Annotated in this window: 21 protein-coding genes; 10 read left to right on the top strand and 11 right to left on the bottom strand. The window is 58.4% G+C overall.

What is annotated here, in order from left to right; all coding sequences use genetic code 11:
• Positions 1-260 precede the first annotated feature (260 nt).
• Positions 261-770, top strand: a complete 510-nt coding sequence (locus ACA066_RS16495; protein WP_497695767.1) for a hypothetical protein — start codon at positions 261-263, stop codon at positions 768-770.
• A 127-nt stretch (positions 771-897) separates the two neighbouring features.
• On the opposite strand, the gene ACA066_RS16490 is transcribed toward ACA066_RS16495, so the two are convergent.
• Positions 898-1,488 carry a helix-turn-helix domain-containing protein gene (locus ACA066_RS16490; RefSeq protein WP_497699896.1) on the bottom strand — a complete coding sequence of 197 codons (591 nt, stop codon included), beginning with the start codon at positions 1,486-1,488 and terminating at the stop codon, positions 898-900.
• A 536-nt stretch (positions 1,489-2,024) separates the two neighbouring features.
• Here ACA066_RS16490 and ACA066_RS16485 point away from each other — a divergent pair.
• Both ACA066_RS16485 and ACA066_RS16480 read left to right on the top strand, forming a co-directional pair.
• Positions 2,025-3,044 carry an ABC transporter substrate-binding protein gene (locus ACA066_RS16485; RefSeq protein ID WP_497695766.1) on the top strand — a complete coding sequence of 340 codons (1,020 nt, stop codon included), beginning with the start codon at positions 2,025-2,027 and terminating at the stop codon, positions 3,042-3,044.
• 188 nt (positions 3,045-3,232) lie between these two features.
• A complete protein-coding gene (locus tag ACA066_RS16480; RefSeq protein ID WP_497695765.1) occupies positions 3,233-4,273 on the top strand; it encodes a GGDEF domain-containing protein in 1,041 nt (346 codons plus the stop codon).
• Between the two features lie 13 nt (positions 4,274-4,286).
• Here the strand turns inward: ACA066_RS16480 and ACA066_RS16475 are convergent, their stop codons facing one another.
• A complete protein-coding gene (locus ACA066_RS16475) occupies positions 4,287-4,448 on the bottom strand; it encodes a hypothetical protein (RefSeq protein WP_497695764.1) in 162 nt (53 codons plus the stop codon).
• A gap of 143 nt (positions 4,449-4,591) precedes the next feature.
• Here ACA066_RS16475 and ACA066_RS16470 point away from each other — a divergent pair, with 143 nt between their 5' ends.
• Complete coding sequence (locus ACA066_RS16470) at positions 4,592-4,921, top strand: hypothetical protein (RefSeq protein WP_497695763.1); 330 nt, start codon at positions 4,592-4,594, stop codon at positions 4,919-4,921.
• A gap of 9 nt (positions 4,922-4,930) precedes the next feature.
• On the opposite strand, the gene ACA066_RS16465 is transcribed toward ACA066_RS16470, so the two are convergent.
• Positions 4,931-5,719 (bottom strand): alpha/beta hydrolase, encoded by a 789-nt coding sequence (locus ACA066_RS16465; protein WP_497695762.1) that lies wholly within the window; start codon positions 5,717-5,719, stop codon positions 4,931-4,933.
• Between the two features lie 99 nt (positions 5,720-5,818).
• Here ACA066_RS16465 and ACA066_RS16460 point away from each other — a divergent pair, with 99 nt between their 5' ends.
• A complete protein-coding gene (locus tag ACA066_RS16460) occupies positions 5,819-7,105 on the top strand; it encodes an NTP/NDP exchange transporter (RefSeq protein ID WP_497695761.1) in 1,287 nt (428 codons plus the stop codon).
• Positions 7,092-8,036, top strand: coding sequence for an aldo/keto reductase (locus ACA066_RS16455; protein ID WP_497695760.1), 945 nt, complete (start codon positions 7,092-7,094; stop codon positions 8,034-8,036). The genes ACA066_RS16460 and ACA066_RS16455 overlap by 14 nt, the downstream gene beginning before the upstream one ends.
• 10 nt (positions 8,037-8,046) lie before the next feature.
• Here the strand turns inward: ACA066_RS16455 and ACA066_RS16450 are convergent, their stop codons facing one another.
• The 4 genes from ACA066_RS16450 to ACA066_RS16435 form a co-directional block, all read right to left on the bottom strand.
• A complete protein-coding gene (locus tag ACA066_RS16450; protein WP_497695759.1) occupies positions 8,047-8,850 on the bottom strand; it encodes a 2OG-Fe(II) oxygenase in 804 nt (267 codons plus the stop codon).
• Positions 8,851-8,909: 59 nt separating this feature from the next.
• A complete protein-coding gene (locus ACA066_RS16445) occupies positions 8,910-9,737 on the bottom strand; it encodes a glycosyltransferase family 2 protein (RefSeq protein ID WP_497695758.1) in 828 nt (275 codons plus the stop codon).
• A gap of 33 nt (positions 9,738-9,770) precedes the next feature.
• Positions 9,771-10,679 carry a YghX family hydrolase gene (gene yghX, locus ACA066_RS16440; protein ID WP_497695757.1) on the bottom strand — a complete coding sequence of 303 codons (909 nt, stop codon included), beginning with the start codon at positions 10,677-10,679 and terminating at the stop codon, positions 9,771-9,773.
• A 619-nt stretch (positions 10,680-11,298) separates the two neighbouring features.
• Positions 11,299-11,640, bottom strand: coding sequence for a hypothetical protein (locus tag ACA066_RS16435; RefSeq protein WP_497695756.1), 342 nt, complete (start codon positions 11,638-11,640; stop codon positions 11,299-11,301).
• 120 nt (positions 11,641-11,760) lie between these two features.
• On the opposite strand from ACA066_RS16435, the gene ACA066_RS16430 reads away from it, so the two are divergent.
• The 4 genes from ACA066_RS16430 (at position 11,761) to ACA066_RS16415 (ending at position 15,183) form a co-directional block, all read left to right on the top strand.
• Positions 11,761-13,029 carry a pyocin-S2/colicin E7-DNase domain-containing protein gene (locus tag ACA066_RS16430; protein WP_497695755.1) on the top strand — a complete coding sequence of 423 codons (1,269 nt, stop codon included), beginning with the start codon at positions 11,761-11,763 and terminating at the stop codon, positions 13,027-13,029.
• A 3-nt stretch (positions 13,030-13,032) separates the two neighbouring features.
• Positions 13,033-13,329: a pyocin-S2/colicin E7-DNase domain-containing protein gene (locus ACA066_RS16425; RefSeq protein ID WP_497699895.1), complete on the top strand. Its 297-nt coding sequence runs from the start codon at positions 13,033-13,035 to the stop codon at positions 13,327-13,329.
• A 2-nt stretch (positions 13,330-13,331) separates the two neighbouring features.
• Positions 13,332-13,607, top strand: a complete 276-nt coding sequence (locus ACA066_RS16420) for a bacteriocin immunity protein (RefSeq protein ID WP_497695754.1) — start codon at positions 13,332-13,334, stop codon at positions 13,605-13,607.
• 91 nt (positions 13,608-13,698) lie between these two features.
• The gene (locus ACA066_RS16415) at positions 13,699-15,183 is read left to right on the top strand and encodes a bacteriocin immunity protein (RefSeq protein ID WP_497695753.1); all 1,485 of its coding nucleotides are present in this window, start codon (positions 13,699-13,701) and stop codon (positions 15,181-15,183) included.
• Positions 15,184-15,222: 39 nt separating this feature from the next.
• On the opposite strand, the gene ACA066_RS16410 is transcribed toward ACA066_RS16415, so the two are convergent.
• From ACA066_RS16410 to glcD, 4 genes are read right to left on the bottom strand one after another with little or no spacing between them, the layout of a single operon-like run.
• The gene (locus tag ACA066_RS16410; protein WP_497695752.1) at positions 15,223-15,627 is read right to left on the bottom strand and encodes a heme-binding protein; all 405 of its coding nucleotides are present in this window, start codon (positions 15,625-15,627) and stop codon (positions 15,223-15,225) included.
• On the bottom strand, positions 15,624-16,865 hold the full coding sequence (gene glcF, locus ACA066_RS16405) for a glycolate oxidase subunit GlcF (protein WP_497695751.1): 1,242 nt from the start codon (positions 16,863-16,865) through the stop codon (positions 15,624-15,626). Before glcF ends, ACA066_RS16410 begins: the two co-directional genes overlap by 4 nt.
• A 3-nt stretch (positions 16,866-16,868) precedes the next feature.
• On the bottom strand, positions 16,869-17,933 hold the full coding sequence (glcE, locus tag ACA066_RS16400; RefSeq protein WP_497695750.1) for a glycolate oxidase subunit GlcE: 1,065 nt from the start codon (positions 17,931-17,933) through the stop codon (positions 16,869-16,871).
• On the bottom strand, positions 17,933-19,432 hold the full coding sequence (glcD, locus tag ACA066_RS16395; RefSeq protein ID WP_497695749.1) for a glycolate oxidase subunit GlcD: 1,500 nt from the start codon (positions 19,430-19,432) through the stop codon (positions 17,933-17,935). Before glcD ends, glcE begins: the two co-directional genes overlap by 1 nt.
• Positions 19,433-19,633: the final 201 nt, after the last annotated feature.

The raw sequence follows: 19,633 nt of genomic DNA, 5'->3' as shown, positions 1-19,633 counted from the left end.
AGAACGATTATTTCTTTCGGTTATTTAAATAGACCCCCTTTGCATATCCATGACCGCGAAAACGGCGTTGTGGTTTTCGTTATGTCTGCAATCAAATCCAGATAGTCGTCACAGCAGAAAAGCACGCTCTGTCCACCTCGCTAAAGCGGTTCCAGCATCAGATTCCGCTGCTCGATGGTCATCTTGTCGCCCCTGACCCAATCCTTAGAATCGGCCCCATCAGCTTCGTCCAACTATTCAATCCTTCAGGGAGCAACACCATGATGAACGCCATGCAGATGCAAGTGCCGATGAACGGCAACATGCCAATGATGCCGATGATGGGCATGCCGATGATGATGGCGACCATGACCTGCGAAATGATGGACGACGGCATGATGTGCAAGATGATGCCGGCCGCTGGCGTGGACATGGCGATGTTCAAGAACAGCGCCGAAATGATGCAGATGATGATGAACTGCGGCATGCCGATGATGATGCACTGCGGCAACATGAGCATGATGTGCATGTCCCCGGCGAGCATGGCCATGCCGATGATGAACATGATGATGCCAATGCCGATGATGGGCATGCCGATGCCGTCGATGAAGTGCGTGATGGAATGCACCATGATGGCCGATTGCATGATGTGCAAAATCATGCCGATGGCCGGCATGAACATGGACATGATGAAAAACTGCTGCGCCCTGATGATGAAAATGATGAACGATTGCAGCATGCCGATGATGATGAGCTGCAACGGCATGCCGCTGATGTGCTGCACCTGCTGATCATTCAGCGTGTGAAGCGCTTTTCGTAGGAGCACGGCTTGCCGGCGAAGGGGCCCTTGAGAACGCCTTCGCCGGCAAGCCGTGCTCCTACGGTTTCGGTATTTGCCAGTCCGGATTCAGGTGGTCGTCAATCCAGGCGTTCCGGGTAAGTCACCACCAGATACGCCACCGATTCACTGTCGGCAGGGTTGCGATAGCGGTGGGGCTGGTCGGCATAAAAAAGAATCGAATCGCCGGTTGAAAGCAGGTAGCGCTCATCGTTGACGCTGATTTCCAGCACGCCCTGTGACACCACCAGATTCTCCTGCACGCCAGGGCCGTGACCCTCGGATACGTCCTCACCCAATGGACTCAAACGCAGTTCGTAAAACTCCGATTGACGCGCCACGTCAAACGGAAACAGCGCCCGGCTGACAAATGCACCGCTGGCACTGACCAGGCGTTTGCTCTGGTTCGCTGACAATACCGCCACACCTTCGAACGCCCGATGCTCCAGAAAGGCGGCCACCGACACCTTCAAGCCTCTGGCAATTTTGCACAGCACTTTGATCGACGGCACGCTGCGCCCGGATTCAATCTGCGCCAGCATCGCCCGACTCACACCGCATTGCCGCGACAGGGCATCGAGGGACAGATGACGCTTGCCTCGCAAACGCTGCAGGTTTTGCGCGACCCGCTCGCAGATCGGATCTTCCTCCAGCGACTCCAGAGCGTTCAAATCCAGCACGGGTTCGTCGGCGCTCGCCAGAAAGCGCGAGGGTTCACGAATATTCACGCCTGACGGGTCCCTGTCGAATCAGTTGGCTGTACCCAGTGAAAGGCCTGTAAACCGGCGTTTCGAGCGTACATCTCCCACATGGCCCGTGCCCGTTGCTGAGCCTGTTTGCGTTTGTGGTGGATGACGAAATCGATAACGTTGGCAGTCGGATTCATAGGGCACTTCACTGTCGTGATGAATGACGGAATGGCTTGAGATTACGCGGATATTTTTATAACGATAAATACTGATTTTGTATTTATTAATACCTTTTGGTTATTTTGATTTCATCCTCCAGATGCATGACGACCAGGTGATTGGATCCGGCTGCAAGCCGCAGGGATTAGAGAGAAGCAGAAGCAACGCAAAGGTTTAAGCTAATTCGAAAAAGATATTTATATGTGATTTTTAAGATCGTTTAGCTTTATTGTTCTACGAAGCGTGGCGCTTGGGCGTCGCGCTTTTTTTGCGTAAGGGTCACTCACAGCGAGAACTTCATGCCGACTCCCTACAAGCGTTCAGCGTTGACATTATTGGTAGCCGCGGCAGCAGCGGTCAGTGCGTTACTCAGTCCCGGCGCGCAAGCTGAAGGCAAGATCAGCATCGCCCAGCAATTCGGTATCGGTTACCTGATTCTGGATGTGGTTCGCGACCAGCAGCTCATCGAGAAACACGGCAAGGAACAGGGCCTGGATATCAAGGTCGACTGGAACAGCATCTCCGGTGCCACTGCGATGAATGAAGCGCTGTTGGCCGGTGCGCTGGATGTGGTATCGGCAGGCGTGCCGCCAATGCTGACTATCTGGGATCGAACCAAGGGCAAACAGAACGTCAAGGCCATCGCCTCGCTGGGCTCGATGCCTAACTACCTGCTGACCAATAATCCGAACGTGAAGAGCCTGACCGATTTCACCGAGAAGGATCGCATCGCCGTGCCGGCGGCTGGGGTGGGTTTCCAGTCACGCACCTTGCAGATCGAAACGGCCAGGCAGTTTGGCAATGAGCACTACAAGAAATTTGACGACATCTCGATCAGCCTGGCCCACCCGGATGCGACGGCGGCGCTGATCGCCGGCGGTTCTGAAATCAACTCGCACTTTTCCAGCCCGCCGTTCCAGTACCAGGAACTGCAGAACCCCAACGTGCACAAGGTGCTGAGTTCCTACGACGTGTTGGGCGGGCAGGCCACGTTCAACGTGCTGTACACCACGGAAAAATTCCACGACGAAAACCCGAAGACCTACAAGGCGTTTTACGACGCGCTCGCCGAAGCGGAAAAAATCATCAAGGCCGACAAGTCCGCAGCCGCCCAGACCTACATCCGCGTCGAGCAATCGAAGTTGTCCCTGCCGCTGGTTGAGCAAATCGTCAACGATCCCGAAATCAACTTTACGGTTGTGCCGCAGCGCACGGCGATCTACGCCGAGAAACTGCAGGAACTGGGCGTACTGAAAAACAAGGCGGCCACCTGGAAGGACTACTTCTTCGAAGAGGCGCACGGTGGTGCGGGCAGCTGAGTAACCCATGTAGGAGCCGAGCTTGCTCGCGATGGTGTGTCAGTCACCCCGATGTGGCTGACACACCATCGCGAGCAAGCTAGCTTCTACAAGGTCGGTTGTTAAACGTTGAGATAGCCGTTTGCCACGCGTCTGGTTATGCTCGCAGCGTTTTGCATTTGCCAATCATTAACAACCACAGTGATGACATGAGCCAAATAGAGACGCGTGCGACTGCCCTGGCGCTGTATCCGGAAGATTCCCGCGAGGCTGCGGCGCTGCTCAAACAAGCCATCCCGCTGATGGTTCGTCACAACATCCCGCCCAATCCGGTGCATTACGCGCTCTGGTACACCTACAGCAAAGGCCTGGACCCCGAGCTCAATCGACACCTGGACCGGGTGGTCAAGGACTTCGATTGTTTCCCGCCGGAATCCGCCACCCGGCTGTTTCGCGACTACATCATTCGCGACGAGCTGGCGGAGGCCCGCGCCGGGCAGCAACAGGCAATCAATCTGGTGGATGACATGCAGCGCGACGTTTCGCGCAGCGTCGAGGGCAATCTCAACTTTCAAAGCAGTCTGGGACGTTGCCTGGAAATGCTTGAGTTACCCGCCACCGAGCGTTTGCCGGATATTTTGAGCGAGCTGCAACAGAGCACCCAGCTCATGCAGAACCAGCAGGAACGCTTCCTCTCCCAGTTGCACTCGGCCCAGAACGAGATCAAAAACCTGCGCAGCAAACTTGAACGGGCACAACTGGCGGCGACACTCGATGGCCTGACCGAGCTGCTCAACCGGACAGCCTTCACCCGTTTGCTGGAGCAGGCGCTGAGTAATACTGACCGGGGCGTGGCGCTGGTCATGCTGGATATCGATCACTTCAAGCAATTCAATGACCAGTACGGCCACCCGTTGGGCGACCGCGTCCTGCAACATGTCGGGCAAGTACTGCGCAGTTCGCTGCCACCCCACGCCACGGCGGCGCGTTACGGTGGCGAGGAGTTCTGCGTCATTCTGGAACACTGCGCCGACCTGGCGAGTGCCGGGGTTTTTGCCGAGCAACTGCGGGTGAAAATCCAGGCGTTACGGATCAAGGCGCGTGTCGACGGCAAAGTGCTCGATACGATCACGGCGTCCTTCGGCGTGGCCTTTGCGCAATCCGGTGAGAGTCTGGACAGCCTGGTGACCCGCGCCGATGACGCGCTCTACCAGGCCAAGCGCAATGGGCGTAACCGGGTAAATAGCTAGTTGGAACGCATTTTCAAGCCGCTGGCCGATTCATTTGGTGCTGCTCGGCGATGCCGGCCGCCAGCAGGCACTCGACCAGCGCGCGGTCGGATTGTGGTTCCGTCAATCGAGGATCCGCCATTCTGGGGATGGCGGTGTTGGGCGACTCCACCACGCTGCTGCGGGTGTTGTGCATTGTTGTCATCCTGGGCGGCGTTATCGGCCTCAAACTGGTCTCGGGAAACTGACGCGGTTTGAATCAAGGCATTTTGCTGGCCCCGAAGCCCGAAAGTTACAGACAGAATCACTTTAATTTCAGGTGGTTAGGGCTGGCTTTAAATGCGCAATGTATGGATCGCACTGATTTCGTTGGGCCTGACTGGCATCGCTGTCTCCGTCCAGGCCAAAGAGCTTCAAAGCAATGACCGGTACATGTGCAGCTGGGGCGCGGGCACTGCAGCAAGAGCCCAGGAACTCAAACTGGCGGGCGTTTCGTTGTACGCCGCCCGGCAGAAATTACAGACCTACAAGTTCAGCAAGCCGTGGATGCGCATGACGGCGATGGGTATTACCGAGCAAACCTACGACAGCCCGTCGCGGATCAAGCCCGCGGCGCTGCGGCAGAGTTTCTACGAAGATTGCGTGCGCTTTAAGCTGGCGCGCAAATGATCGAGTTCGCTACAGCCCGTCCTCCATCAGCTTCAGGTATTCGGGACTGTCGGAGATCGAATTGTGCCCCACGCCCGGAAGGACCTTCAGGGTCGCCACACCTTTGGCGAAATGTTCGTAGAGTTGTTCGGTGCTTGAGCGCGGGATGACTTCGTCCTGTTCGGCCGCCAGCAACAACGTCGGTATCGAGATATGCGCGGCGTATTTCCACGATTCGAACTTGTCCTGCAGCAGCCATTTCACCGGGAAAATCGGGTATTGGCGGACGGCGAGATCCTCAAGGCTGTTGTAGGGTGTGATCAGGATCAGTCGCGCGGCCGGGCGCTGGCTCGCGAGGCGCACGGCGACGCCCGAACCGAGGCTGCGACCCACCACTGCAATGTGCGGATGTGTGTCGTAGACCTTGTCGAACAAGGTCATGGCATCGCGTGAAATCGCCTCCTCGGAAGGCGACCCGGTGCTGCCGCCAAAACCCCGGTAGTGCAGCAAATAGAGCGCATGGTCGGGGAACGCCTGGGAGAATTCCGGCAGGTTTCGCGAAACGTCCTCGGCGTTGCCACCAAAATAAATCAATGCATTGGGCCCGGCGTGCGGTCTGACGGTGACCTGTACCTGTGCGTCTGCCACCGTCAGCGTTAGCAGCGTTCCGGGGGCGCCGGGCGCAGCGGGTTGCGGGAAGTAGATCAGGGCGCGCTGGAACACGAACAGCGCGACACACAGCGCCAGGTACAACGCGCCAACGATGACGACGAGATACATCAGCATGCGCGACATTCGGCTAACGTTAGTGGGTGGCATTGACTACTCTGGGCCTGACGACCGCGACGGCTGATCGCTGTCAGAGTGTAGTTGAACGACAGCGGCGCGCGCCGGCCCTGGCCGTGGAGGAGGGCACCGATGCCCATCGTTGGCAAATGGCTCGACGTTTTGCCCGGCGAAAGGGCGGCCCTGGTGCTGGGTTTTGCGTTCCATTTCTGTGTGCTGGCCAGTTATTACCTGGTGCGACCGCTACGGGATGCCTTGGGGCTGGAGGGCGGCGCCGATAAATTGCAGTGGCTGTTCACTGCCACCTTCGTGGTGATGCTGCTGATGGTGCCGGTATTTGGTGCCTTGGCCTCGCGGCTGCCGGCCACGCGCTTCGTGCCGTTGATCTATCGCCTGATCGCCGTGTCGATGCTGCTGTTTGGCGTGTTGATCGCCAACCGTATCGCGCCGATAGACGTCGGGCGGGTGTTTTTTGTATGGATCAGCATTTACAACCTGTTCATCGTCTCGATCTTCTGGAGCGTGCTGGTGGACCGGTTTTCCAGCGAACAGGGGCGACGGTTGTTCGGCTTCATCGCGGCGGGCGGCACCCTTGGAACGTTTATCGGGCCGTTGTTGGCCGCGACGATGGCCACGCGTCTTGGCCCGGTGGCGTTGACCTTTTCGGCGGCGGTGCTGCTGGAAGTCGCGGTGCGTTGCTATCGGGCGCTGTTGCTGCGCACTGCATCGCAGTCCGGTCGCCGTTCGCTGGATGATCGGCGTCTGGGCGGCAGCATGCTGGCGGGGATTATGCTGATTTTGCGCTCGCGATATTTGTTGGCAATGGTGGCGTTCATGCTGCTGCACACCAGCGCCGCGACCTTGTTGTATTTCGAACAGGGTCGAATCGTCGCTGGCAGCTATTCTGATGTGGCCAGCAGGACGCAATTCTTCGCCGTGGTCGATTTGACCGTGTCGGCGCTGACCTTGACGTTCCAGTTGCTGTTGACGGCGCCGTTGATCCGGCTGATCGGCATTGGCGGGGCGCTGGCCGCGTTGCCATTGGCGACGATCGTGGCATTCGCGGCCATGGCCCTCGCACCGGTGCCAACAACCGTCGCCATGGCCCAAGGGCTGCGCCGTGCGGTCGAATTCGCCATCGTGCGTCCGGCGCGTGAAGTGCTGTGGACGGTGGTCAGCCGCGAGGAAAAGTACAAGGCCAAGAATGTGATCGAAACCCTGGTGTATCGCGGCGGCGACGCGGCCAGCGGCTGGTTGTCCGCCGGCTTGACGGCATTGGGCGCGGGTTTTGGTCTGGTGGCGCTGGTGATCGTGCCGTTTGCCGGGCTGTGGGGCGGGTTATGTGTGTGGCTGGCCGGGCAGCAGGCGCAACAGGCAAACAGCAAAGCAGTGGAAGGACGAAACCATGAGCCACACTGATGGATACACGCGTCGACAAATACTCACGCTGGCTGCCGGTGCTTCGGCGGTGCTCACTTTCGATCCGGCCTTTGCAGCCACCGCGCCGTCGAAGGAAACAGGAGGCAAGAACATGCTGACCCGCGCCATTCCTTCCAGCAACGAGCCATTGCCCATTGTCGGCGTGGGCACCTATCGCGGCTTTGATGTCGCGCCTGCCGATCCGGCCTACAAAAACCTGCCCGCCGTCCTCAGTGCGTTGTTCGAAAAGGGCGGGACGGTGATCGACAGCTCGCCCATGTATGGCCGCGCCGAGCAGACCACCGGCGAACTGCTGTCGATCCACAAGCCGCGCTCACCGGCGTTTCTGGCGACCAAGGTGTGGACCCGTGGCCGTGAAGAAGGCATCGCGCAGATGGAGCAGTCTTTCAAACTGCTGCAGACCGACCGGATCGATCTGATGCAGATTCACAACCTGCTGGACTGGAAAACCCATTTGCCAACGTTGCGCCAATGGAAGGAAGAAGGGCGCATTCGCTACATCGGCATCACCCATTACACCGCGTCGGCGTACGACGAAGTGGAAGCGGTGCTGAAAGCCGAGCCACTGGATTTTTTGCAGATCAACTATGCGCTGGATGATCGAGGCGTCGAAAAACGCATCCTGCCGCTGTGTCGGGAACGCGGCGTGGCGGTGATCTGCAACCGGCCATTCGGTGGCGGTGATTTGCTCGCCCGCTTGAAGGGCAAGCCGTTACCGGGATGGGCCTCGCAAGTCGGTGTCACCAGTTGGGCACAACTGGCGCTCAAGTTTTTGCTGGCGCATTCGGCGGTGACCTGCGTCATCCCCGGCACCGGCAACCCGCGCTACATGGCGGAAAATGCCGGTGCGGGGTTCGGTCCGATGCTGACGGGGGCGCAGCGCGAGCAGTTGATTGATGTGGTGGGGTAGGCGCGACTCGTCAGGTCTTTTTCTTGATGAGCTTGTTGAGGTAGTACTTGAGGCTCAAACGATCCTTGGGCCTTGGTTTGTAATGAGTTTTGTTTCTTTGCGCAGGGTCGGCAACCACGGTGGCTGCGGTGTAGTAGTACAGCGCGATGGACCGGCGCGTAATGTGTTCCGGTGTCGTCAGAGGCTCCGGGTGCCCATGGTTGCTGTCCTTGTCGGTGTTGAAAATGACACAGCGGTTGTAGAGCGGCAGGACTTTCTTAAGGCAAGTCTTCATCCCGACATCCCATAGCTCCAGGTTGCCACCGTATGACTCTTGCCAATCCTGATTCAGATAAATAATGGCATTCAGTCTGCGCTCGATATTCAGTTTTTTGTTGAGCCTGAAGTCCGAGTGCACTCCCAGGAAACCACCCTTTTTCGTTTCATGCAGCCCGCCGCCCGTAAAGTAAGGATCGGGTATCAAGCCTTCGATGCCTGTTAGTTTTTCAAGAAACTGCAACATGGGTGCAGAGTTGAAGGCGTTGAAAACCGTCTTCAAATAGGGATCGCATTCGTTGGGGCTGATTTGCCGTTTGTGCTGACCTTTGTAGCCGCGCTCATAATGCATTTCGTTGCTGGTTGGCTCGACTGGAAAGTGCGAGCAGATGCTCGCAATCAGGTCTTGCGGTAAAAAGTCGTCAATGACGATGTGTGGAAAGGGGGTGGCCTGAGCGTAAGTAACTGCGAGCGACTGACCCAGCGAGCTGGCGGCGTTCTGGTCGAAATCAAGCTCTGGCGTAACGGTGATGGGCAGTGTCTGCGTGATGGGTCTCATTACCGCTCCAATAAACTATTCATAACAACCTGGGGTACTTCCAGGTAGCGTTACACGCACTATTTTTCATGTGAAGACGAAACCTGGCTGTGTTCACTGTTCAAGCGTTTAAGGATGTCGTTGTACATCTTCATTCGTCTATGCGTTGTTTCGTAACCACCAGCGGCCGCGACGGTGCCGGCCTGAATATGGTCGAGGTAGCTGAATATCTTGCGCGTCGACAACAGTTCAACAACATAGCCCAGCTGGGTCATGCGGTCTTGGAGGGTATAACCGGGTACGCGATCATCCATCAGAAAATGCATGCCGTGTTGTTTCATCAGCTTGCAGTTCCATAAGGTACAGAAGCTTTTCAAATAAACCTCCCTGTAGGGCTTTGGCTCTCTGGAGCGTAATCCCAGGGACAGTTTCAGGCGTCTGACGTGATGTTTGACCAGTCGTGAGCTAAAGCGCCAAAGGGTTCTCGTGGTGCCGCGGTTGATTTGTTCTACGCATCCGATGGCCACGACGTTCGGTTTATTAATGCATTTGCTCAACATCATCGAAAACACATTCTTGTCGAAAATGAACGTGTCGGTGTGCAGCAAAAACAGATAGTCGGTTTCAACCCGCTCCAGCACCATGTCGAGTGCTTTTCCGTGTGCAATATGGCCCGGTTCCTTTTCGGGAGAGGGTCGTTCGATCAGGTTGATCCAGCCCAGTGTGCGCAGATAATCGGTGCTTTCATCGGCGGAATCGTTATCGACTACCCAGACCGGGATGTTGCTTTCGCCCAAGTGCTGACGCAGCAGGTCGAGGCAAATCCGGGTTATTTCGATGGTCTTGTAATTGACCAGAACAATGCTGAAGAGTGGGGTTCTTTGCGATAGAAAATCAATGTTGCTCATGGGATTTGGCACTCTAAAAAACATAGAGATGAATCACTGCTTGGCGTTTTTTGTGCTAACCAGGTAGCGCCGGAACCAGTTCAGTGTTCTTTCCCAGGCAAGCTTGGCGGCGGCCTCGTCGTATCTCGGCGTCGAGTCATTATGGAAACCGTGGTTGGCACCGGGGTAGATATAGGCTTCATAAGTCTTGCCTGCCGCTTTTAAAGCCTGCTCGTAAGCGGGCCATCCTTCGTTGATGCGCGTGTCCAGTTCACCGTAATGAAGCATCACCGGTGCCTTGATTCGAGGGACATCCTTGGCCTCGGGCTGTCGGCCATAAAAGGACACGGCGGCGCCCAGCTCCGGATAGGCCACCGCTGCGGCATTGACCACGCCACCGCCGTAGCAGAAGCCGGTGATGCCGACTTTTCCGCTGCTCGCGTCGTGTTTCATCAGCCACTCGATGGCGGCGAAAAAATCATTCATGAGCTTTTCAGGGTCAACGGTCGCCTGCAGCTCCCGACCTTTGTCATCGTTGCCGGGATAGCCGCCCACCGAGGTCAGTCCATCGGGAGCGAGCGCGATGAAACCGGCCTTGGCCAACCGCCGTGCGACATCCTCGATGTACGGGTTGAGCCCGCGATTTTCATGCACGACCACCACGGCCGCCACCTTGCCGGTGGCTTTGGCCGGACGCACCAGATAACCGCGAACCGATCCGTTGCCTTTGGGGGAGGGGTAGGTGATGTATTCGGCGATGATGTCCGGGTCGGTGAACTCAATCTGCTCGGCCAGCGCATAGTTTGGACTCAGAGCGGCCAGCAAGGCGCTGGCCGTCAAACCGCCCAGGGTGAACAACGCCGCACGGTCCAGGAATTCGCGCCGGTTGATCTTGCCATGGGCGTAGTAGTCGTAGAGTTCGAGCAGTTCCGGGGCGAAGTCTTTCGCAGTGAGACGGGGCATCGGTGCGCTTCCTCTTTGACGTTGACGAGTCCCTGTCAGTTAAGCGCATGAACAGGGTTTATGTAGGCTCGCGACTCAGCCGTGCAGAAAGCGTCAATCTACGAAATAAATCCCCTGCGATACATATGTACCGCACCTCGCCATTCCCCCATCGACATGCTGTGCCCTACAGACAAGGAGAGACTGTATGGCACAACGATTCAACGATGGGACGTCAGGAGACGTCGTCATCAGGTCCGGCCCGCCTGCTTCGGGCGGCGGTGGTGGCTCGGGAGGTGGCGGGCGGAAGTTCTGGAGGCAACCGCGTAGGAGCCTCAGGCGCAATTAGTGGTCCCAGCAAAAGCACGAAAGAGGCACGAAGGCGAGCCAAGGAAGAGTACAACCGGAACAAGGCAGAGCAAGAAGCGCAGGCACTGGCCGCCGCCGCGCAAGCCCGGGAGCAGGCACGCATCTATGCGCGCAATCAATTACTCGCACAATTCACCCAGCTTCAAAACGCAACCAGAGCTGAAATTGACCGAAGTTTTGCCGCCAGAGCCGAGCAACCCGCTTCGTCACTTGAAAATGAAATATCGGCGGCAAAACGGCACCACGCTGGCGACTCGAGGCACTTGCCCGGTCATTCGACGGGCACGATCCGCTCGCGCGTACCGCCGACGACTATCAGACACGACTCGGGCAGTTCGGTGATGCGCTGACGGGTGGCCATCAGATCTGGGAGCGCGCTTACAACGCGGCTCATGAAGCGCGACTGCTGCCGGCGCAAATCGACGCGCTCACCCATAAATCCAACGCACTGGCCACTCACCATGCCGAGCAGAGCATCGTCTGGCGTGAGCGGGAGGCACTCTGGGAACGCCATCTGCAACACGCCGAGCAGCGTGACGCACGCATGCGGTTCAAGCAGCAGGTTGATGAGGATGCTCGCCTCGAACGGGTCAGGCAGGCCAACACCTTTCAATTACCGGCCACATCGTCAGCGCTTTCTGCCGGGGTATTGCCCAGCCACGGGGGAGAATGGGCTGATGCGCGAAATCTGGTAACCGCAGTAACGCGTGCGGCCTTCGTTGTACGCAGCGTCTTGAGCACGGTCACGCGTCCGCAAGCTGCGTTGTTAATGGCGGGAGTGTTTTATCCGACTCGTGAACTGGGCAACGGCGAGTTAACCCCTGAGCAACGACATCGGTTATTTGAGGCTGTCGCAGTCCCGGCTCACGCTCTGGAGCTTCATGACCCTCAAGAGATGCGGGCAGCTGCTGATGCAGGCGGTTCGGTGGAGGTGGAATACCGGCTCAAACCTGTAGCGACACCGGAAGGAACCGCGATCGTTGTCGCCGCGACGGGTGGCGATATCGATTCAAGCGTCCCGGTCGTTAATGCAGTGCTCGACCCGCAGACAGGCATCTACACCGCCGAGGTTCCTGGCTCACCGGCCAGGTATGTGCAGTTCACTCCTGACGCCACGGCGAATATCGGCAGTCAGGCTCGACTGACCGTCACGGAACCGCAGATTCAGGACATCCCGACGGGTGTTGATTTGCGCATTCAGGATTGCATTATCTGCGTGCCCGGCCTTCCACCGACCTACCTGTCCTTCAACGTTCCACCCATGGGCACTGGTGTTGTCACCGGAACCGGCCAATCACCGACGGCTGATTGGTGGAAAGGCGCGAGTCAGACGGCGGGCGCAGCGATCCCGAGTCAGATTGGCGATCAGTTCCGAGGCAGGGAATTCAAGTCTTTCGGGGCGTTCGATGAGGCGTTGTGGCGAATGCTCGGCGAGCACTCAGTCCTGAGCCATCCACTCGATGAGGTGAACAAAAAACGAGTCGAACAAGGCTTCGCCCCGTACGCGCCGAAAAGTGCATGGGTGGGTGAGAACCGCGAGTTCGAATTGCGATATCAGGAGCGGCCGGAGTTCTGGGCTGATCCGTTCAACCTCGACAAAATCAGCATCAAGACACCGCAAAGTGCAGAAGGGTGGTTGGGCATCGTTCCAGCGGTTGTGCCGTGGCCGATTCCGCCTGTTGGCACCTGGACACCGTTGGTGCCGCCGGGCAGCGAACATCTGGGTTCGACGACATCGCCAATCCCCTCCATCCCACCGGTGGTTTATCCCGGCAACCCGGCCATCCCGGTCCTACCGCAAAACGAGACATTTCCGGCGGTTGATGAAGGGGAGATTGGTGCGAGTATTCCCGGGTTCCCAGGGGATATGGTACTGCCCTCGTCGGATGTGCTGTTCCGAGACCGACGTGATGACCCCGGCATTGCTACAGGTTGGGGATCCGACGTCTCGGAGGTTTGGCTTGGAGACGATGCGAGGGGTGAGGGAGCACCGGTGCCATGAGAAATTGCAGAACAGTTGCGGTGGAAGGAGTTTCGTAATTTTCATGAATTTAGGCGGGCGTTCTGGAAGGCGGTTGCGGCGGATCCTGAGCTGAGAACGCAATTCAGTGCTAGAAATCTGAGGTTTATGCAAAAGGGGCTGGCGCCTTACCCGAGCGCAAATGACCAGTACGGAGGTCGAGTAAAATTCGAGCTTCATCATCAATTGGAAATTGCACAAGGAGGAGCGGTTTACGACATGGAAAATATTGTCGTGATGACGCCGAGACGGCATGTTCTGGTACATAAAGGAGGTAATTGATTATGAAAAACACTACACGTCTTGAAGATTACACAGAGTCTGAATTTCTGGAGTTCCTGAGAGAACTTTTTTATGGAGGGGAGGGTTTAACCTCGGACGAGTTTGATAAATTTTCAATTGAACGCGTGGAGCATTTTGAGGTGGTCTCCGAACATCCAGACCGTTCCGACGTCATCTTCTACCCAAAGGAAGGCCAGGAAGACAGTCCCGAAGGCATCCTGAAAGAAGTCAAGGAATGGCGTGCAGCCAGTAACAAACCAGGATTCAAGCCGGAATAACCAATACCAGCCGTAATAGATTGGCACCTGTTCATCTGGAGTGAACAGGTGCGCTGTCTTCGTCGTGCGAATAACCAAGGAAGAATTCAAGATGGAACTTAAAGCCACGCTCAAGGATTACACCGCTCTGGAATTCCAGGCACTGGTCAACAAAATCTGGGCCGTTGATCTACCGAAACCGGAACATGACCGACTGATCAACCATTTCGACCGGATCGTTGGTCATCCCCAAGGGGCTGACTTGCTGTTCTACCCTACAGACAAGTCCAACACCAACAGCCCGGCAGCCATGGTCCACCACGTCAGAACATGGCATCACCAACAAGGAATGCCGGCATTCAAAGGCGAGGACATTCCTGTTGCCAAACCACCCGTTGCGCCGCTAACCCCTTTGCTCAGGAGCCAGGCCGAGGTCGAAAAAATCGCGGCGGATGTGGCTGTCTCAGGTCAGGTCGTTGAAGAAGCTTTCGGCCATTTCGAGCTGCAGATCAGGAACCTTCAAAGTCAAAAGAACACCCGTCTGGACATCCCCAATCAGGAAACCGGCATACGTACCCTGGAAGTTGCTCAGCATAAAGCACTGATGGCCGTCAGAAAGTATGAGTTCTGGAAAATGAGAGTGGAGTTTGTCCAAAGCGGCGCTCAGCGAAGCCTGACATATGCGCAATCCGGGCAAGCGCAATGGCAGAGCCTTGTGCAGCAGATCAACGCCACCCATGATCGCTACATCTCACGACTGGCAAGCATTTCCCAGCGCCATCGCACTCTGCATGATGAAGCGGAAGCATTGCTGATAGCGGCGCATCAACACTTGATTGATTCGCGCAGTTCTACACAAACGGTGTACACGATCAGCGCCCCGCTCGCTTTCGCCGAGAAACGTCCCGATCTTTTGCTGACAGGCGGTTCACCTGCGTTGCTGGCATCTCAGCAGACGGATTTGCTTAAAGCGATACGCTCGACGGTTGCCGAGTTTTCCTGGCAGAACACCTCAAGCGAACCGGACACAGGGAACCAGCGTGCTGCCGTATTGAGCTTCGCCTTTTCCAGCCGGGCAGACACTCAGCTGTTCGGTGTCAGCGTCCCGTTGTCCGAACTTCTGCCCATCGAAGGGCAGGATTGGCAACACCTGGCCGCGAACCAGGCCGAGGCCGATCTACCTTTTCGCATGAGCGCCGCGGCAGTTCCCGCCAAGCCCGGCAAAATGTTCCAGGGTTTGCGCGAGATCAAAACGTTGTCGCAGGTTTACGTCACGGCTTGCGGAGGCTGTCGTTCGATCTCTGGCGTCAGGGTCAGAGCGGTGAAGCAGGATCGGCACCGGAACAGTTTCAGCTTTTCTCCTGAGGGTTCTTCAGCCGTTACTGTCCACTGGGCTGCTCCGATTTCCCTTGAAACCGGTCCGGATGCAACACCGACCCAACAGCGTGGTGTGGGGTTTGTTCAGTCCGCGCGAGTGCCGACAATTGAGGCCAATGCAGAGCAGGCGCATGACCGGTTTGACGACTACATCCTGGTGTTCCCGGTCGAGTCAGGGCTTGGCCCGCTTTACATCGTTTTCAACCGACCTGCACCCTAGACTTTTACCGGACATTCGTGACAAGGAGCGGGGGAAGGATCATCCGTGCAAACACTGCGCCCCAACCCTCGCCACTTGCGCATCGTGCTCGGCCTTGACGCCAGACACCCCGACCGCGCCGACCACCTGATCGTTAACGATGATCGGCACGCCACCTTCAAGGGACGTCAGCAGCGGTGCCGACAAAAACGCATAGCGACCACCATTGACCATCTCTTCATAACCTTTGGATTCACGCCGCCCGAGCGCCGAGGTGCGGGCCTTTTCGGTGGCGATGTAGGCGCTGATGGGCGCGCAACCGTCGAGGCGTTCGAGGGCGAGGGGATGGCCGCCGTCGTCGACAACCACGATGGTCACGGCCCATTGGTTGTTCTGTGCCTCGGTGCGTGCGGCCGCGAGGATCTGGCTGACTTCGGCCTGGCTGAGGATGGCTTTGCTCTTCATGGGGTTTCTCCGGGGATCGTTGAGGGCAGCGCGGCTTCGACCAGTTCGATCCAGTGCCGGACCGGGGTTCGGCCGGCACCGTCGAGGTGCGACTGGCAGCCGATATTGGCCGTGACAATGACGTCGGGATGGCCGCTTTCCAGCGCGTTCAGTTTGTTGTCGCGCAGTTGCCGGGACAGTTCGGGTTGGGTGATCGAATAGGTGCCTGCCGAACCGCAACACAAATGGCTGTCGGGCACGGCCGTGAGGTTGAAACCGAGGCGAATCAGCATCGCTTCCACCGCGCCGCCGAGTTTTTGCGCATGCTGCAAGGTGCAGGGGCAATGGAAGGCCAGGCGCTGGTCGCTGTCGACGCCAAGTGTTTCCAGCGGTTCGTCGCCCAGCACTTCCACCAGGTCCCTGGCCAGCGCGCTGACCCTTTTCGCCTTCTCGGCATAGGCCGTATCGCGCTCGAGCAGATGGCCATAGTCCTTGATGAAGGCACCACAGCCACTGGCGGTTTGCACGATGGCTTCGGCGCCATTCTCGATGCTCGGCCACCACGCATCGATGTTGCGCCGGGCGCGGTCGAGACCGGCGGCCTGCGCGTCGAGGTGATAATCCACGGCACCGCAGCAGCCCGCCCCATTGGACGAGGTGACACTGATGCCCAGTCGATCCAGCACCCGCGCAGCCGCCGCATTGGTGTTCGGTGACAGGCTCGGCTGCACGCAGCCTTCGAGCATCAGCACCTGGCGAGCGTGGCGCGTGGCGGGGCGAGGCCTGGAGGGATAAACATGACGAGGCAACTTGGCCTGCAAGGTGTTGGGCAGCAGCGCCCGAAAAACCTGACCGCTGCTGACCAGCGCCTTGAACAGTCCCGGGTTGGGCACAACGCTGCGCAATCCTTCACGCAACAGGCGTTGGTCGATGGAACGCGGCACCGCTGCATCGACCACCGCGCGGCCAATGTCGAGCAAGTTGTGATAATCGACACCGGAGGGGCAGGTGGTTTCGCAATTGCGGCAGGACAGGCAGCGGTCCAGATGCTGCTGGGTTTTCTGCGTGACCTCGTTGCCTTCCAGCACCTGTTTGATCAGGTAGATGCGGCCCCGTGGACCATCGAGTTCATCACCCAGTAATTGATAAGTCGGGCACGTGGCGTTGCAGAACCCGCAGTGCACACAGGTGCGCAGGATGCTTTCGGCTTCTTCGGCACGGGGCAGGAGCCGGGCGGTGTCGCTCAGGGTCGTCTGCATGGTTCAAAGCTCCGCGTACAGGCGTGCGGGGTTGAAGATGCCCCGTGGATCGAGTTGTTGCTTCAGGCTGCGGTGGTAGCGCATCAACGCGGCAGGCAGCGGCTGGAACGGGCTGTCGATCAGGCCATGGCTGTAGCAGGTGACGTGGCCGCCAACCTCTTCGACGAGCTTGCGAATGAACGCCGCTTCAGCGTCGGACTTGAGCCAGCGCTGGGCACCGCCCCAGTCGATCAATTGCCGGCCGGGCAGGGACAACCGAGCGGTGTTGTGCGGCACGGACAAGCGCCAAAGCGGCTGATCCTCGTCGAAGAAACTCAGCCGGTGTTCGTTGAGATCCGTCCAGTAAGCACTGTCCAACAACTCGCCACCCAACCGGTCATGGGCCGCCGTCACCGAGCCTTCACCACCTTCCAGCCGCAGGTGCAGGCGCTGCCCGTCGTGGCACGCGGCGCTGATCGGCAGCGGTTGCTGGCCCCATTCCGCGAGGCGCAACAAGGCGCGTTCGCTGTCCATTTCCAGGCTGATGCTCAGGCACTGGCGTGGTTTGGGCAGAACCTTGAGCGAGACTTCGGTGATCACGCCAAGGGAGCCGAAGCTGCCAGCCATCAGACGCGAAAGGTCATAGCCGGCGACGTTCTTCATCACTTCGCCGCCGAAGCGCAGGTGCTTGCCATGCCCGGTGATGACCCGCGTGCCGAGGACGAAGTCGCGCACCGAGCCAGACCATGGGCGTCGTGGTCCCGACAGCCCGCAGGCGATCATCCCGCCGACCGTGGCGTCGTCACCGAAGGAGGGCGGTTCGCAGGCCAGCATCTGCTGCGCCTCATCCAGCACTTCGGTCAGTTCTGATAAGGGTGTGCCGCAACGGGCGGTGATCACCAGTTCGGTCGGGTCATAGCTGACGATGCCACGGTGCGAGCGTGTATCGAGGACTTCCCCCGCGACAATGCGTCCCAGAAACGCCTTGCTGTTGGAGCCCTGAATACGCAGCGGCGTGGCGTTTTCCAGTGCCTGGTTGACCTGCTCCAGCAGCACGGCGCTGTCATCGATATCCCGTTCACTGCGCATCAGAAACGCTCCAGCTCAGGGAAGGGCAGTTGACCCATGTGCACGTGCATGGCGCCAAACTCGGCACAGCGGTGCAAGGTCGGAATGTTCTTGCCCGGATTGAGCAAACCACTCGGATCGAACGCGGCTTTGACGGCATGGAACACGGTCAGCTCATCGCTGTTGAACTGCGCGCACATCTGATTGATTTTCTCGCGACCCACACCGTGTTCTCCGGTAATGCAGCCGCCGACCTTCACGCACAATTCGAGGATCTTGCCGCCCAGGGTTTCGGCGCGGTCGAGCTCGCCCGGTTGATTGGCATCGAACAGAATCAGCGGGTGCATGTTGCCGTCACCGGCGTGGAAAACGTTGGCGACGCGCAAGTCATACTCGGCGGACAGCGCCGCAATCGCACGCAGCACACCGGGCAACTCGCGGCGCGGGATGGTGCCGTCCATGCAGTAGTAATCCGGCGAAAGACGTCCCACTGCCGGGAAGGCATTCTTGCGCCCGGCCCAGAAACGCACGCGCTCTGCTTCATCCTTAGCCTGACGCACTTCGGTGGCGCCCGCGTTTTCCAGCACCTGGCGCACGCGGTCGCAGTCGTCGTGGACATCGGCTTCGACCCCGTCGAGTTCGCACAGCAGGATGGCTTCGGCGTCCACCGGATAACCGGCGTGGATAAAGTCTTCGGCGGCGCGAATCGCCAGGTTGTCCATCATTTCCAGGCCACCGGGAATGATGCCGGCGGCGATGATGTCACCGACCGCGCGACCGGCCTTTTCGACGGAATCGAACGCCGCCAGCAGCACCTTGGCGGTCTGCGGTTTGGGCAGCAGTTTGACCGTGACTTCGGTGATCACCCCGAGCATGCCTTCGGAGCCGGTGAACAGCGCCAGCAGGTCGAAGCCGGGCGAGTCGAGGGCATCGGAGCCCAACGTCAGGTGTTCGCCGTCGACCGTCAGAATGTCGACCTTGAGCAGGTTGTGCACGGTCAGGCCGTATTTCAGGCAATGCACGCCGCCGGCGTTCTCGGCGACATTGCCACCGATGGAACAGGCAATTTGCGAAGATGGGTCGGGCGCGTAGTACAGGCCGAACGGCGCCGCTGCCTGGGAAATCGCCAGGTTGCGCACACCCGGCTGGACCCGTGCGGTGCGGGCGGCGGGGTCGATGTGCAAAATGTTGTTGAAGCGCGCCATCACCAGCAGCACGCCTTTTTCCAGCGGCAATGCGCCGCCGGACAAACCGGTGCCGGCACCACGGGCGACCACCGGGACCTGCAATTCATGACAGAGCCGAAGCACGCCTTGGACCTCGTCGAGGTGGCGTGGCAGCACCACCAGCAGGGGCGGGGTGCGATAAGCCGAGAGGCCGTCGCATTCGTACGGTTTCAGCTCTTCCTGTTGATGCAGCACTTCCAGTTTCGGCAAGCGGGTTTGCAGGGCCCGCAGCAGTGCTTCCTTGTCGACATCCGGCAGCACACCATCAACGCGTTCATCGTAGAGAATGTTCATAGTCGTTTTACGATACTCCGTTCATGAAAGCCGGGGCAGCGGTCTGTTTATTTGAGCGCTTGGGTGTATATCCGTTTCTGCGGTAACGGCCGCTTAGGGTTCCGCTCTTGCAGTGGGTCACTTGGAGAAGCGCCAAGTAACCAAGCGCTTTTGCCCCTTTCGTTCGGTGCCTCGCTTAGGCTCGCCATGCCCTCCTTCCTG

It is taken from the genome of Pseudomonas sp. LBUM1651, from assembly GCF_059716135.1.
The sequence above is the reverse complement of the archived record's forward strand: the minus strand, read 5'-3'. Positions and strand labels throughout refer to the sequence as shown.